Annotated in this window: 10 protein-coding genes and 1 riboswitch; of the genes, 5 read left to right on the top strand and 5 right to left on the bottom strand. The window is 52.1% G+C overall.

Annotated elements, in window-relative coordinates; all coding sequences use genetic code 11:
* Window positions 1–220 precede the first annotated feature (220 nt).
* Both map and glnD read left to right on the top strand, forming a co-directional pair.
* Window positions 221–985, top strand: coding sequence for a type I methionyl aminopeptidase (map, locus tag NP589_RS06850; protein ID WP_256606303.1), 765 nt, complete (start codon window positions 221–223; stop codon window positions 983–985).
* Window positions 982–3627 (top strand): [protein-PII] uridylyltransferase, encoded by a 2646-nt coding sequence (gene glnD / locus NP589_RS06845; protein ID WP_256606302.1) that lies wholly within the window; start codon window positions 982–984, stop codon window positions 3625–3627. The genes map and glnD overlap by 4 nt, the downstream gene beginning before the upstream one ends.
* 4 nt (window positions 3628–3631) lie before the next feature.
* Here the strand turns inward: glnD and NP589_RS06840 are convergent, their stop codons facing one another.
* Window positions 3632–4852 carry a UbiH/UbiF/VisC/COQ6 family ubiquinone biosynthesis hydroxylase gene (locus NP589_RS06840; protein ID WP_256606301.1) on the bottom strand — a complete coding sequence of 407 codons (1221 nt, stop codon included), beginning with the start codon at window positions 4850–4852 and terminating at the stop codon, window positions 3632–3634.
* 252 nt (window positions 4853–5104) lie between these two features.
* Between NP589_RS06840 and NP589_RS06835 the strand changes: the two genes are divergently transcribed.
* Entirely contained in the window at window positions 5105–10588 is a 5484-nt protein-coding gene (locus NP589_RS06835) for a glutamate synthase-related protein (protein ID WP_256606300.1), read from the top strand.
* 100 nt (window positions 10589–10688) lie between these two features.
* On the top strand, window positions 10689–12428 hold the full coding sequence (locus NP589_RS06830; RefSeq protein ID WP_256606299.1) for a sulfite reductase subunit alpha: 1740 nt from the start codon (window positions 10689–10691) through the stop codon (window positions 12426–12428).
* A gap of 108 nt (window positions 12429–12536) precedes the next feature.
* Here the strand turns inward: NP589_RS06830 and NP589_RS06825 are convergent, their stop codons facing one another.
* The 4 genes from NP589_RS06825 to NP589_RS06810 all read right to left on the bottom strand — a co-directional run bounded on the left by NP589_RS06825 (window position 12537) and on the right by NP589_RS06810 (window position 15034).
* Window positions 12537–12965, bottom strand: a complete 429-nt coding sequence (locus NP589_RS06825) for an Hsp20/alpha crystallin family protein (RefSeq protein WP_064010677.1) — start codon at window positions 12963–12965, stop codon at window positions 12537–12539.
* A 124-nt stretch (window positions 12966–13089) separates the two neighbouring features.
* Window positions 13090–13590: a TPM domain-containing protein gene (locus tag NP589_RS06820; RefSeq protein WP_256606298.1), complete on the bottom strand. Its 501-nt coding sequence runs from the start codon at window positions 13588–13590 to the stop codon at window positions 13090–13092.
* Between the two features lie 3 nt (window positions 13591–13593).
* Window positions 13594–14331, bottom strand: coding sequence for a TPM domain-containing protein (locus NP589_RS06815; RefSeq protein WP_256606297.1), 738 nt, complete (start codon window positions 14329–14331; stop codon window positions 13594–13596).
* A gap of 112 nt (window positions 14332–14443) precedes the next feature.
* The gene (locus NP589_RS06810; protein ID WP_064038459.1) at window positions 14444–15034 is read right to left on the bottom strand and encodes a LemA family protein; all 591 of its coding nucleotides are present in this window, start codon (window positions 15032–15034) and stop codon (window positions 14444–14446) included.
* A 162-nt stretch (window positions 15035–15196) separates the two neighbouring features.
* A riboswitch (cobalamin riboswitch) is annotated at window positions 15197–15414 on the top strand.
* A gap of 113 nt (window positions 15415–15527) precedes the next feature.
* Between NP589_RS06810 and NP589_RS06805 the strand changes: the two genes are divergently transcribed.
* Complete coding sequence (locus NP589_RS06805) at window positions 15528–15704, top strand: CbtB domain-containing protein (protein WP_256606296.1); 177 nt, start codon at window positions 15528–15530, stop codon at window positions 15702–15704.
* Window positions 15705–15708 lie beyond the last annotated feature (4 nt).

Here is a 15708-nt window from a genome sequence, read left to right as displayed (position 1 = left end):
CAGTGACCGAAAATCTGAAATAGACTTTCAGCACCCCACCGACCGTGTCGACAAGTGTGAGTATTGGTTACATAGTGAACTTGCCTTTATACCATGATTAGAATTTCACAACAACTTCAAGTCTGATAGACTCCTATCGGCGTTTGCCTGAGAGAGCACTTGATTACTTAGCAAAAACGGGCCCGCACTCGCTTTTATCCCAATAATTAGCCACCTGCCGATGACTATTACCATAAAAACCGCCGAAGAAATCGACAAGATGCGCGTTGCCGGAAAACTGGCCGCCGAAGTACTTGAAATGATCGCCCCCCACGTCGTTGCCGGCATATCCACCGAAGAGCTTGACCAAATCTGTCACGATTACATAGTCGATGTGCAGCAAGCTATTCCCGCACCCCTGAATTATCGCGGCTTCCCTAAATCGATTTGCACATCCATCAATCAGCAGATTTGCCACGGCATTCCCAGCGAGAAAAAACTGAAGAATGGCGACATCGTCAATATCGATATTACGGTGATTAAAGACGGTTACCACGGCGACACCAGCAAAATGTTTTGCATCGGCGACGTCAGCCCTCACGCCAAACGCTTGGTCGACATTACCCACGAATGCCTGTTTTTAGGTATAGCGGAAGTCAAACCCGGCGCCCGCCTAGGCGATATAGGCCACGCCATACAAAAGCACGCGGAAAACAATCGTTATTCCATCGTCAGAGAATTCTGCGGCCACGGCATAGGCAAAAAATTTCACGAAGATCCGCATGTGATGCATTTCGGCAAACGCGGTGAAGGCGAGATACTCGAGCCCGGCATGATTTTTACGATAGAGCCCATGCTCAATCAAGGCAAACGCCACATGAAAATCCTCGCCGACGGCTGGACCGCGGTAACCAAAGACCGCAGCTTGTCCGCGCAATGGGAACATACGATTTTGGTAACCGATACCGGCTACGAGATTTTGACGCTGAGACAGGAAGAGCTGTGAGCCAGGCGCTGTTCACCGAAAACGATTTTCTCGACTGTTTCGCGGACGACAATCCGGTCGCCAAATTCAAAAATGCGATTAACGAGGAAAATGCGCAGTTAAAAATGCGCTTTAACCCTGACCAGGCGACCGTCGGCCTGCTGACCGAGAAAGCTCGCTTTATCGACAATCTATTGACCGCCTGCTGGCTGCATTTCCTCGACGCAGCCGCCAGCCGTCACAGCCTGATCGCGACCGGCGGGTACGGCAGAGGCGAATTGTTTCCTTATTCGGATATCGATATTCTGGTGCTGCTCGGCGCCGCCAACCCGATAGACTATCAACAGCAAGTATCCGGTTTCTGCAATTTCCTATGGGATATCGGTTTAAAACCGGGACTGAGCACGCGTAGCGTACCAGAGTGCCTAGCTGTTGCCGAGGACGACCAGACCGTATTTACCAACCTGCTGGAAATGCGCTTGATTACCGGCAACGCCGAACTATTTAGCGATTTAAAACACCAGGTAAATTCCGAAACACTCTGGCCATCGGAACAATTTTTTCCAGCCAAAATGGCTGAACAACAAAAGCGCTACAGCAAGTTCCACGATACGGCTTACAACCTGGAACCGAATATCAAGGAAGGTCCGGGCGGGCTCCGCGACCTGCAAGTAATCAGCTGGGTATTCAAACGCCACTACAACGCATCCTCTCTCAGAGAGCTGATCAAATACGGTTTTTTACCCAAATCGGAATACGATAATCTGATTACCGCTCGCGACATCCTCTGGCGCCTGCGCTTTGCACTGCACAATCTGACCAGCCGCTGCGAAGACAGATTAGTGTTCGATTACCAACGCGAGCTAGCCAGCCAGTTCGGTTACATCGACAAGAACGAACAACCCGACGTCGAGCAATTCATGCAGTTTTACTTCAAAACTGTCGTGGACATTGAGCGTCTGAACGAAATGCTGTTGCAACTACTGAACGAGAGACTGATCAGCAACAAAGAAAGCCTGGCACCCATACCTATCACCGCCAATTTTTCATCGATAGACGGCTATCTGGAAGTCAGCAACAAAGATGTTTTTCAAAAACAACCACTGGCTTTGCTGGAAATTTTTTTGATCCTGCAACAATCGCCTTCTCTGAAGGGCATTCGGGCCAGCACCATCCGTCTTATCCGCAAGAATCTGCACCTAATCAACGCCGAGTTCCGCACCAACAAGCAGGCCAATCGCCTGTTCATGGACATTCTCAGGCAGCCGCGCGGTATTACCAGCCAACTAAAGCGAATGAACCGCTACGGTGTACTCGCAGCTTATTTGCCGGACTTTGCCAATATCGTGGCGCGCATGCAATACGACCTGTTCCACATCTATACCGTGGACGAACACACTTTGTTTGTCATCCGTAATTTGCGGCGCTTCTCGCTGGCCAAACACAACAAGGAATTGCCGTTTTGCAATAATATTTTTTTACTAATTTCAAAGCCTGACATTTTGTACATTGCCGCCATGTTTCACGACATCGCTAAAGGCAGAGGCGGCGATCATTCCACGCTCGGCGAAACCATCGCCAACAACTTTTGCCAGCAACACGACCTATCCAGCCATGACACCAAGCTGATCACCTGGCTGGTTCGTCAGCATTTGCTGATGTCGATGACCGCACAACGCAAGGACATCAGCGATCCGGACGTCATCCACACCTTCGCACTGGAAGTCGGCAGTATAGAACGGTTGAATTATTTATATTTGCTGACAGTGGCGGACATTCGCGCAACGAATCCCAGCTTGTGGAACGCCTGGAAAGATGTATTACTGAAAGATTTGTATATTTCCACCCACCAAGCCTTGCATCGCGGCCTGCAAAATCCGGTGGCCCGCTCGGAACGGGTACAAGAAAACAAAAAAGAAGCTCGTGACGAGCTTTTGAAACTGGGTATATCCAAAACCAATATCACGCAGTCCTGGCAGCATCTTAGCGACGACTATTTTCTGCGCTATTCGGCAGACGAAATTGCTTGGCACACCATTGCCATCGCGGCCTGCCAGGAAAGCGAACTGCCATTGGTATTGCTGCGCCCGCAAACCCAGCGCGGCAGCGCGGAGATTTTCGTTTACACCCGCAACGAAGCGCAGATTTTTTCAATTTCGACCGCAACCCTGGACCATCTGGGCCTGACGATTCTGGATGCCAGAATCATCACCACCGCCGATCAGTACGTACTGAACAGCTTCCAAGTGCTGGAACAATCCGGCGAAGCCATTAACGACTTGTATCGGGAAGTGCATATCTGCACCTCGCTACGTCAAGGCTTGATCGCCAAAAAAGTTAAAGCCTCAAAGAATATCCACAAGCAATCCCGTCAGGCCCGGCACTTTCCGATTGAAACCAGCATCACCTTTCTGGAAGATCCGTCGCATAAACACACCGTTATCGAATTAGTTACCACGGATCGCGCCGGCCTGCTATCTACCATAGGCAAAGCGTTTACGGAGCTGGACATCCAACTCCACGATGCAAAAATCACCACGATAGGCAGTCGCGCGGAAGACATGTTCTACATCAGCGACCAGCAGTCAATGCCGATCACCGACGAGGATAAGAAAGCTCAAATACGCACCACGATGTTGCGATATTTGAGCCTGAAAAGCTAAAACCTTATCTGACCAGCAAACGTTCGCCGCGCGCCAATTTCGGCAGGCGGCCTTCCAACCCCATCGCGGCCTTCATCGCTTTATTGCGCGCGGGAGTAATGCGTTGGGCCAAACCCAGACCAAGATTTCTTAACAGTTTAATCGGCAAAATGTCGTTACTAAATGACCGATAAAACACATCCATCAAGGTCATCATTTTCAGATTCTCATTGCGGCGCATCGCTTCGTAACGCTGTAACACCGCCAGATCCGCAATGTCTTTGCCGCGTTTACGGGCATCGACCAGTATTTCCGCCAGCGCCGCGGCATCCAGCAAACCGATATTGACGCCCTGCCCGGCCAAGGGATTGATCATGTGTGCAGCATCCCCCACCAAAGCAACCCCTTGCTTAACATAGCTTTGCGCATGCTGTCGCTTCAGCGGGAAACTCGCCACACCCAACACTCGCTTCACCTCACCCAGGCAATCGGGGAAAGCCGCTACCAGCTCGGCCTGCAATTGCTCGTAAGACAAGGCTTGTAGACGCCGGACTTCATCAGGGGATTGATACCAAACGATGGAACCGTAATTGCCTGTCAACGGTAAAAATGCTTGCGGACCGCTGGACACAAAACGTTGCCAGGTAATGTCTTGCTGCGGATAGGCGGTTTCTATGTAAATCACCAACGCGTGCTGGTTGTAATCCCAGCTGGTCACACCCAAGCCCACTGCCTGCCGGACTCGCGACTGACCGCCATCTGCCGCAACCAGCAACTTTGCCTGAAGCACGCGACCGTCCGCTAATACCAACTCCGATTCGTGACCGTCGTAATTCATCTTGGTAATGGTTTGCGGCATCAGCAATTCAATATTGGCGAAACTTGGCAATCTATCCAGCAAGGCCCGCTGGGTGATACGATTTTCGACGATATAGCCTAGCTCGGGATAGCGAATATCATCGCTGTTGAAGGTGGTATCGCCGGCCGTTTCCCAAACCCGCATGCGCTTGAACGGGCAATAGCGCCGTGACGTTACACCTTCCCACGCACCGACGGCTTCCAGAATGTTTTTCGAGGCGATACTTAAGGCTGAAACCCTTAAATCATGCGGCTGTTCGCTAGAAAAAGCTTCTGGAACCTGCGCTTCTATCACAGCCACTTTTAACTCGCTACCGCCTAGGCAACAAGCCACGGCGGCACCCACCATCCCCCCGCCAACTATCACCACATCAAATTGTTCTTTCATATTTCTTCACAAAGTTTTAAAACTAAAGGCCAGACGAGAGAACAACGACGCCATCGGCTTTACGGAATGACAGAGGCAGCGCCACATGGTATGATTACAAAGTTTCGCCAACTGAAATTCCGAAGTTAATTAGGGGTTCTCGCCGCATGGGACGACTCTAACACGCAGCAGGCAGAAAAACCATAAACGGCACTATCGGTAAGGAAAATACCGGCTAGCGCATTTAATCAGTAAGAGAGGATCTGGATAGCAATGATTAAAAACGCCCAGAAAATTAACGCAATACACATGCTTTACGACGCTGATCTTTCCCAGGACAGCTGCGGTGTCGGATTTATCACCCGCAAGGACAGCAAACAGACTCACGAGCTCCTAGTCAAGTCGCATGAAGCCTTGTGTACCATTCCGCATCGCGGCGGCATGAGCGCTGAAGGAATAGGCGACGGCGCCGGCGTTAATATCGATTTGTCTTTGGCGTTTTTCCGCAAGGTCACAGGGGACAAAGGCCTGGAGCTGGGGCAATTCGGCGTAGCCAATTTTTTCTTCCCGGAAGACCACGCGCATTACGATTCAGAAGCACAGAAGCTGGTCGAAGAGCAGCTTCTGGAATTCGATCTGCCCATTATCAAATGGCGGGAAGTCCCGGTTGATAGCTCCGCACTCAATGCGGCGGCCTTGAAGGCTCAATTACCGATCAAACAAGTCATCTTCGGTCGTCCAAAATCCCTGAAAGACGCCAGTCACGAGGCTTTTGAAAGACATATTCAGTCCGCGCTGTTAACGATAGAAGCCAACGGCTTTACTCGCCCGGAACTGAAAGGCTTTTATCCGTTGTCGATGAGTTCCCGCACCCAGGTTTATAAAGGCCGCCTGAACTCGTTCGAAGTAATCCCTTACTTTGTCGACTTATACGACGCCGACCACGAAATCAGCACGCTATTTTTCCACACTCGCTTTTCGACAAATACCGCGCCGGCGACAATGATGGCCCAGCCGTTCCGTTACATGGCGCACAACGGCGAGTTGAACACCGACAAGAAAAACCGCCTAAGCGAAAACGCCATCGCTCGGCAAAACAACAAACACGTGGTATTTCCTTGCGGCCAATCGGATTCCGGTCGCCTGGATCAAACCCTGACCCGCCGTATCAACGAAGATCAGCTGGATATCGTCACCGCCATTTTGGCGATGATGCCGCCTGCCTGGGAAAACGATACCACCCTGTCGGCAGACGTGCGCGCCATGCTGGAATATTTCAGCCTATACGAAGAGAAAAACGACGGCCCGGCAGCGCTGATCTTCAATGACGGTATTCGCGTCGGCGCCCGCCTGGACCGCCTGGGCTTAAGGCCATTGCGTTCTGTCGAAACCGCTGAGTATCTGGCAGTCATGTCCGAAGCTGGTCAGATCGATTTCCCACCTGAAAAAGTGCTGAGACGCGGCCGTATCGAAGCCGGTGGCATGCTGTATTTCGATCATAACACCGGCAAGTCATACGACAGCCATCAAGTTATGGAGCGCTTAGCCAAGGAAAGAGACTATAAAGCGCTGCTGAAACAAAGTTGCATTCACATCAGCGAATTACCCAAAGTAGAGCTTGCGGAACTCAGCAACGAGCATGAACTTAATATCGATCAACGCCATACAGCCTATTCGCTGAACCAGGAAAGCTTTAAATTTTTGCTGGACCCTATCCTGCAAACCGGCTTGGAAAAGGTCTCGGCGATGGGTTACGGTCTGACCCCGAACGCTTTGAGTGCCTCTGAAGGCGGTATGTCGCGTTATTTCAGCCAACGCTTTGCTCAAGTTACCAATCCGCCACTGGACTCCCTGCGGGAAAGCGACGGCATGACCTTGCGCGTAGCCTTGGGTGCCAAGCCGACTTTTGCACCGCAGAACAGCAAACAATTAATGATCGAATCGCCGATTCTGCAACGCACTCAGCTGGAGCAGATTCGCAGACAAGGCCAGGTAAAAACCGCGACGATAGCGGCGCTATACACGCCGAATTTTGAAAGCGCCGCGCAAAACGAACTAGCCTTGGAACTGGCCTTGCAATCGGTCTGTGAACAAGTCGAACAAGCCGCGCGCAGCAATACCGGCATCATTATTTTGAGCGACGCCAATATCAGTAAAGCCCAAGCCGCTATCCCGGCGCTGCTGACTATTGCCGCAGCCAACCAACATCTGGTTAAACATGGCTTGCGCTTTAACAGCTCATTGATCATGGAAACCGGTCAGGCTGCCAGCCCGCACGACGTTGCTACCATTCTGGGCTTCGGTGCCTCCGCGATCTGTCCACTCAGCGTACATAACCGCGTGATCACCGAATACACCGATCCTGCCTCGCAGCAAAAAGCGCTGTACAGTTTTCAAAAAGGCGTCGAAAAATCGCTGATGAAAACCATGGGCAAATTCGGCCTGTGTACGGCGGAAAGCTATATCGGCGGCGAGTTTTTCGAATCCAACTACCTGGATACCGACGAACCGAAGTTAAAACCTTATTTCCCCAACATCAATGCCTCGGTGGGCGGCGTACGTTATTCCGACATCGCCGCCAGCGCAACGGAATGGCACCACAAGGCGCTATCCGTAACCAACGAAAGTGACATTCCATTTCTTGGATTATTTAAAGAGCGGAATGAAGGCGCCGGTCACACCTTCGGCAATACGGCCGTGCGTGAATACATCAACATGACCGATGAAGCGATTCTCTATATACCTCAGCAGCAAGCTGCCGAGGCTAGTGATACCGCCTATCTGGATTTCGGCTACGAAAAACGCACGCCAGCACAAATTGACGCTTTCGGCATCACTCCGGCTTATCGCAGCTTTACCCACAATCTGGCTCAAGAACGCGCCAACCGTCCCGCCGCACTGCGCGACGTAATGGAGTTTCCGGCCGATGTAAGCAACGCTAACAGCAAAGCCGATTTTGATCGTTTATTAGGCAGCCAGGATTTGTACGGTAACAATAACTACCTTATCCGCGGCCTGCATGTCGAGAAAACCAATGGTGTGGTTTTCAATATTCGGTTTACCGAGAATTCAAGCAAAGCGCGTCTGGAACAACTAGCCGAACATCTGAAAGGTCGCTTTGCCGGCAACGATTTCGGCTTGACGGTTGAGGCCGACAGTTTGAATCTACGGGCGAACGACAGCGACAGCCTGATTTACAACTATCTGAGCAACGTCCGCCCTGCCCGCTCGCGGATAGCGCTGGATCAAGTTCAACCCGCCCATGAAATCACCCCGACTTTCGCGTCCGGCGCGATGAGTCATGGCGCACTGCTAGCAGAAGCCCACGAAGCCGTGGCGCAAGGTACCAACATTGCCGGCGGCATGAGCAACTCCGGAGAAGGCGGCGAACACTCCAGCCGTTTCGGCACAATTCGTTCCAGCAAAATCAAACAGTTTGCCTCCGGCCGCTTCGGCGTTTGGGCCGGCTATTTAGCTGATCCGAATTTGGAGGAAATCGAAATTAAAATCGGCCAAGGCGCCAAGCCTGGCGAAGGTGGTCAATTACCGGCACCTAAAGTGTCTGTTGAAATCGCCGCGTTGCGTGGCGGCACACCCAAAGTAGAACTAGTCAGTCCGCCGCCGCATCACGACACCTATTCCATCGAAGACTTGGGGCAACTAATCCACGACGCCAAAGCGGCGCGAGTACGCGTAGTCGTTAAATTGGTATCGTCGGAAGGTATCGGCACCATCGCGGTCGGCGTTGCCAAAGCCGGCGCCGATGTCATCAACGTGGCCGGCAACACCGGCGGTACCGGCGCGGCGGCGGTCACTAGCTTGAAAAACACCGGCCGTTCGCCGGAAATCGGCATCGCCGAAGTACATCAAGCGTTGGCGGCTAACGGTTTGCGCGACAAAGTCATTCTACGTTGCAGTGCGGCCCATCAGAATGGTGCCGACGTGGTGAAATCGGCTATTTTGGGTGGCGACTCCTTTGAATTCGGCACCACCGCGTTGATGATGCTACGTTGCGTGATGGCGAAAAACTGTAATATCCGCTGCCCGGCCGGCCTGACCACCGCCCACGAAGAATTCAAAGGCGACCCACGCGTGCTGGCACAGTTCTTTATGAACTTGGCCCACGAAGTGCGGGAGATCCTGGCTGATTTGGGTTACACCAGCTTGCAGGACATTCGCGGCAAAACCGAGTTGCTGCATCTGATCGACCATCCCAGCATGGTCGGCCAAATTCACCTGCAAAAACTGCTGGCGGAAGTACCGGTGATTAAAATCGAGAAGCCGATTTATCTGGAAAAAGATTTTGTGATCGACGATTTGATCTTCGCCCGCGTCAAATCGGCCTTGTTCGAAAACAGTCAAAAACAGGTGATCGTCGAAGGCGACGAGTTCAAACTCAACAACCGTAACAAAACCGTCGGCGGTCAAACCGCAGTCGATCTGGAACGCTTGTTAGCGTATGAACTCAGCCCGGAACAGGTTGCTAAATCGAATATCATCTATACCAACCAGCATGGCCGCCGCTATCTGGCCGACGATACCATTATCGTCCGCACCCATGGTTCGGCTGGTCAAAGTTATGCCGCATTCAACAACGACGGCATGCGTATGGAACATACCGGCACCTGCAACGACGGCGTTGGTAAAACCGCTTGCGGCGGCACCATCGTCATCAAATCACCGGGCGGCGGATCCAAGTTGCCCGGCGAAAACGTGTTGATCGGTAACTTTGCGCTATTCGGTGCATCCGGCGGCAAAACCTTTATCAATGGTGAAGCCGGCGACCGTTTTGCTGTACGTAATTCAGGGGCAATGGCTGTTGTGGAAGGCGTCGGTGACTTCGCTTGCGAGTACATGATTAACGGCGCGGTATTGAATCTGGGCGGTTTTGGTAAAGGCTTCTGCACCGGCATGTCCGGCGGCAATGCCTATCAATACGATCCAAACAACCGCTTGCAGGACTTGTATGACGAGACCTCGGTGACGATACACAGCTTGGCCGACGGTAGCGATGTAGCCGACAGCCACGAGCAGTTTATTTTGTACATGCTTGAGCAACATGTTGAACACACTGATTCAGAAAAAGCCAAGGCCATCCTGGCGAACTGGGCCAACGAGCGGCAGCACTTCAAATTTGCCTTGCCGCTTTGGCTGAACCGCACGCAAACCGCGGAATATTTGAGTAAAGCACTGGATCGTAAAGCCATGATAGAAGAGTTATCTGTCGCATTTGCGCAAAAACAAATCGAGCAGATCAAGCAGGCTTACAAAAACAACACACCACTGTTCGACGGTGCTATCCCTGGTTACGGCGAAACCGACACCGATCTGACATTGAAACTGATCAACAGCTATGCGGTGATCGATAAAGCCCAGCAAATAGCTAGAGACCAACTAAATAAAGCCGGCCAACCGGCTACCGAAGCCTTAGTCGATAAACATGCCTACAAATTAGTCATGGAACGGCCGCGCAAACTGCAAGACGCGCTGATTAAAAATATCCGCGAGGCTTACAGCCAATATGATGACGGCCAACTGGCAGCGTTGATGGCGGAAAAACGCCTGAACGATTACAAAACCACGCTAATGCTGCGCGACGTGCAAAGCATTTACTCGATAGGCTCCACGGCCTGGATCATCGAACAGGATAGATTCAATCGTGTGGCTTTGGCCGGCCTGCCGTCCATCGATAAAAATCTGGCGAGCTTGGAAAGCCTGTCTATCGTAAAAGACATGCTGGAAAGCGCGTCTGCCTGAGCCAATGGAGGGTGCGTGCCACACCCCCTCCACACCGCGATTGGCAAGAACCAAATACAGTGACTGGACAGCCTGACACCTGTCCACAGATGGTAATGAAATGAAAGCACCTTTTATCCCTCAAAACGCTCCTTACAATGACACCCAACGCGCCTGGCTAGGCGGCTTTTTCGCCGGCATGCACAGCCACATGCTGCATAGCGCCGGCAGCGTCAATCAAGCCGACGCCCGCACCTTGCACATCCTCTACGGTACCCAGACCGGTAACTCCGAGTCGCTGGCCAACGACGCCGCCAACGCGGCTAAAAAACATGGTTTGCAACCTGTCGTTAAAAGCATGGATGAAGTTGAGATTGGGCAATTGCCGCAAATGCAGTACTTGCTGATCATTACCAGCACATACGGTGAAGGCGCGATGCCGGACAATGCCGAGATGCTGTGGGAAGCGGCCAATAGCGACGCGGCCCCGCGCCTGGACAACGTCAATTATTCAGTATTGGCCTTAGGCGACACCAGCTACGACTTGTTCTGCCAGGCCGGTATAGACTGGGATAATAAGCTGGCGGCTTTGGGCGCCAAACGCTTGTTCGACCGCGTCGATTGCGACGTCGATTTCGAAGCCCCGGCGGAAAAATGGCTTAGCGAAGTCATTCCTTTGATGGCAGAAGGTGCCATTACGGTTGCGGTAGTCGATACCGAAGCGCCAAGCACCAAATCGGCGTACAACCGCAAAAATCCCTTTCCGGCCAAAATGCGCGTCAACCGCATTGTCACGGCATTGGACTCATCGAAAGAAACCCGGCATTACGAAATTTCCATCGATGGCTCCGGCCTAAGTTACGAAGCCGGCGATGCCTTGTGCGTAATCCCGACCAACTGCCCGGACTTAGTCGCGCAAATCATTAAAGCCATCGGCTGCACCGGTGCAGAGGACGAACCGGTCAATGGCGAGTTGATGAAACTATCGGATGCGTTGCGCACGCATTTCGAGATTAAATTGCCTGGCAAGGAGCTGATTGAAGAAATCGCCAGCCGCTCCGGTGATCAGGAGTTGAATGCTTTACTGCTATCCGGCGACAAGGAAAAACTGTCCGACTATCTGTGGGGCCGCGACATACTCGATCTGTTGCTGCAATTCCCCGGCGTGGAGTTTTCCGCCGCCGAATTTTTGCGCTTATTAAAACCGCTGCAACATCGCGCCTACTCCATCTCGTCCAGCGGCAAAAAGCATCTGGACAGTGTGCATTTGACAGTGGCTAGCGTACGTTACGATGCGCATGGCCGCCAACACAAAGGCGTCTGCTCCACCTATCTGGCCGATTTGGTTAACGAAGAAACCGATGTGCGGATATTTTTCACCCCTAATAACAACTTCCGCGTGCCGGCAGACGACAATCTGCCGATGATCATGGTCGGTCCCGGCACCGGTATCGCGCCGTTCAGGGCTTTCCTGCAAGAGCGCGAATTCCGTAAAGCCCCCGGCAAAAACTGGCTGTTTTTTGGCGACCGCAATGCCTCCACCGATTTCATTTATCGCGAAGAGATCGAAGCCATGCAAGCCAACGGCCTGCTAACCAAACTGGATCTGGCTTTCTCCCGCGACCAAGCGGAGAAAATCTATGTTCAGGATCGTATGAAAGAGCATGGTGCCGAACTCTATGCCTGGCTGGAGCAAGGCGGCTACTTCTTCGTTTGCGGCGACGCCTACCGGATGGCCAAAGACGTCGATCAAGCCCTGCATGATGTGATCCGCGAGCACGGCAAAAAAACCTTGGTCGAGGCGGTTGAGTACGTCAACCAACTGAAAAAAGACAAACGCTACGTCAGAGACGTTTATTGATCTGAAATACTCACGGGTACACACATATTAGTGTACCCGTGAAAAAGCCTAACACCTCATCACCGCAGCCGCAGAGCCTGCGGTTGGGCCCGGTAAACTAAGCGGTTCTTAATCGATAGTCATCCGTTGCCCACTTTTTTTCAGCTTTTTCGCCAAATTTAGCGTCAATATACCGTTCTCGTAACGGGCCTTACTGGCTTCCTCATCAATCTCGGCCGATAGCTGAAAACTGCGCGACACTTCCCCGAAATAGCGTTCGCTACGCAACAATTTATCGTCTTTGTTTTCAGTATCCAACTGGCTGATCTGCGCACGGATGGCAACCACATTGCCGTCGATATCCACATGGATATTCTCTTTACCGGCACCCGGGATTTCGGCTTGGACGATAAATTCGCCGGGGTTTTCTTTTACATCAACTTTGATCTGCGCCGGTAAACCATCCCCATGCAGCGGTTTGATGTAATAACCTGGATTAACATCGCGAAACAGTTCGTCAAACAGACCGCGACTAACAAATGGACTTAAGTTACTCATGTCGATTCTCCTCTTTGTTGCATGTAAAAACCTGAATGCTTTGATAGCAATATGGTGTTAGGCCGTAAAAAATTCAAGAGGAGGCCACTTCAAAAATCACCTGCAATCGGCGGCAAAAATGCAGTCAGAGGGTAATCGGCGCGTTCGGTATTTCGTTTGGATTGTCTAAGCCCGACACCGGAAAATGCTGTTGCAGCTGAGCGGTAATTTGGGCAATCCCTTCGACTACACCTTGTTCGAATCGACCAGCCTTAAACTGCGCTTCCATGCCCATACAAATCCGGGTCCAGACCGCTTCGCCGACCCTGGCATGTATACCGCGATCAGCAATTATCTCCACATCGCGATCAGCCAGCAGCAAATAAATCAGCACGCCGGTATTATGCTCGGTATCCCAGATTCGGCATTGCGAAAACACTTCAAGCGCGCGTTGTCTCGGCGTAACACCTTGCAGCAACTCACCTATCTCCAACGCGCTCTCCACGACAAACCGGATTTCGCCTAAGTGCGATGTTTCGCTGGCGGCAATCTCGGTTTCAATAACTTGCAAACTGTGCTTGGGAAACGCCAAGCGCGCACGCCAGGGACCGCTGAAAATATGTTTGATAAACCTGATAACTTGCATTTTCTACCATCTCCCTGACGCACCGCCGCCGCCAAAACCGCCGCCGCCACCGGAGAACCCGCCACCTCCAAAACTACCTCCGCCAAAGCCGCCGCCTCTACCGCCACGAAAACCGCGACCATTACTTTGCGTCATTAGAAAGGCCACGAAGGCCAGCAGCAATGCGAACAATAAGCCGCCACCCAAAAACCACACCAAGACACCCACTACGCCGCCATTAATCAAACCGCCGAGAAACCTGCCCAGCACCATGCGTAAAATGCCGCCGCCGGCAATCGCCAGCAAAAATAAAAAGGGAAAGTATTGATTCAACGAGCCATCCATAGCCCGCGATGCAGCAGGAGCCGGCAAAGGTTCGCCTTGAATCAAGCCGATTAAGCTATCCACGCCGGCATTTATCCCTGCGGCATAGTCGCCCTGCCGAAAATACGGGATCATGATGTCGTCGATAATCCGCTTGGCCAACACATCCGGCACTACTCCTTCCAAACCGTAACCCACCTCAATGCGCGAGGCGCGGTCATCCTTGGCCAACAACATCAGTACGCCGTCATCGACACCCTTGCGACCCACGCGCCATTGCTCAACCACGCGAATGGAATATTGGGCGATGTCTTCCGGTTGAGTGCTGGCGACGATTAATACCGCGATCTGAGTGCCTTTTTGTTGTTCGAAGGTCTGCAAACGTTGTTCTAGGGCGGTTCTTTGCTGAGCGGATAAGGTACCTGTCAAATCAGTCACACGCTGCTCAAGACTTGGCACCGCTTGCTCGGCACTTACAGCCTTCGAAAACAGGCAAGCGACCAACATAAGGGCGACCACAAATCCCGGAAGCGGGGCAGGCATCCGCATGTTATTTACCAAAATCGACCACCGGTGCGGTTGAGATGGCCTTTTCGTTTTCAACCGTAAACGATGGCTTGGTTTTATAGCCAAACAGCATCGCGGTCAGATTACTGGGAAACGAGCGCACGGTGATGTTGTAATCCTTGATCGCGGCGATATAACGATTACGCGCCACGGTGATACGGTTCTCGGTGCCTTCCAGTTGCGCTTGCAGATCGCGGAAATTGGCATCGGCCTTTAGTTGCGGGTAATTTTCCGACACCACCATCAAACGCGACAATGCCGAACTTAATTCGCCCTGCGCCGCTTGAAACTTGGCAAACGCCTGTTCGTCATTTACCAGCTCCGGCGTCGCTTGAATACTACCCACCTTGGCGCGCGAAGCCGTCACCGCTTCCAATACTTCCTTCTCATGGCCGGCGTAGCCTTTCACCGTATTCACCAGATTCGGCACCAAATCCGCGCGGCGTTGATATTGATTCAGTACTTCCGCCCAACCGGCATTGATTTGTTCGTCTTGCGTTTGAAAAGTGTTGTAACCGCAACCGGGTAGCATCAAGGTCGCGATTAAAAGAAAAACCGTTACTATTTTTTGCATCTTCCGCTCCGTGACTAGAGGAATTTAGAATAATGGCGAGAGCATAACACGTCACTACCTCCACAACTTAAAGGGATATTCAAGCAAAAACCAACATTGAATCTTGCCTAAGTAAACACAAGGCTCAGCCACTTCAATTACCATTTAGCTTAGTTTCGTTTATACTCTCTGCCACGATTAGGTGCCTTGGTATGCGGTCTGCGTATCAAGGTGAAACGGGAAGTCCGGTGCGATTTGAGATTAATCTCGGTCAAATCCGGCGCAGCCCCCGCTGCTGTAAGCCTGATGAATCTCCTGTATGCCACTGCACGATTAGTGTGGGAAGGCGGTGGATTCAGATGACGGCAAGCCAGAAGACCGGCCTGATCGAATGTAGGATGCCGACTCCGGAGGGGAGCCGTATGCCGGTGATGCAGCGTGAGCTGTATGCGTGCGTGCGTGTTTTCTTGTTCAGTCGGTTTCCCTTTATCCCTGATATTTTAGGAGATTCGACATGCTCGTCCAAACCCATTCCCATTCGGAAACCCTGGCCCCTGCTCGCCCGGTTGCCGCCTTGTCCGCTATTTTGTTGGGGTTCGCCCTGCTGTTGGTTGTCGGCTTCGCACCGCTTGCCGAGATACATAACACCACCCACGACACCCGTCACGCAAACGGCTTCCCTTGCCATTAAAGCC

The organism is Methylomonas rosea (assembly GCF_024505055.1).
In the GTDB taxonomy this organism is placed as follows: Bacteria; Pseudomonadota; Gammaproteobacteria; order Methylococcales; family Methylomonadaceae; genus Methylomonas; species Methylomonas rosea.
Note: the sequence above shows the minus strand (reverse complement) of the source record. Positions and strands in the feature narration are given on the sequence as shown.

Bases quoted from the DNA above. Each gene is read 5' to 3' on its own strand.
- map (WP_256606303.1), top strand. From the start codon at position 221: ATGACTATTACCATAAAAACCGCCGAAGAAATCGACAAGATGCGCGTT.
- NP589_RS06840 (WP_256606301.1), bottom strand. From the start codon at position 4,852: ATGAAAGAACAATTTGATGTGGTGATAGTTGGCGGGGGGATGGTGGGT.
- NP589_RS06835 (WP_256606300.1), top strand. From the start codon at position 5,105: ATGATTAAAAACGCCCAGAAAATTAACGCAATACACATGCTTTACGAC.
- NP589_RS06830 (WP_256606299.1), top strand. From the start codon at position 10,689: ATGAAAGCACCTTTTATCCCTCAAAACGCTCCTTACAATGACACCCAA.
- NP589_RS06825 (WP_064010677.1), bottom strand. From the start codon at position 12,965: ATGAGTAACTTAAGTCCATTTGTTAGTCGCGGTCTGTTTGACGAACTG.
- NP589_RS06820 (WP_256606298.1), bottom strand. From the start codon at position 13,590: ATGCAAGTTATCAGGTTTATCAAACATATTTTCAGCGGTCCCTGGCGT.
- NP589_RS06810 (WP_064038459.1), bottom strand. From the start codon at position 15,034: ATGCAAAAAATAGTAACGGTTTTTCTTTTAATCGCGACCTTGATGCTA.
- NP589_RS06805 (WP_256606296.1), top strand. From the start codon at position 15,528: ATGCTCGTCCAAACCCATTCCCATTCGGAAACCCTGGCCCCTGCTCGC.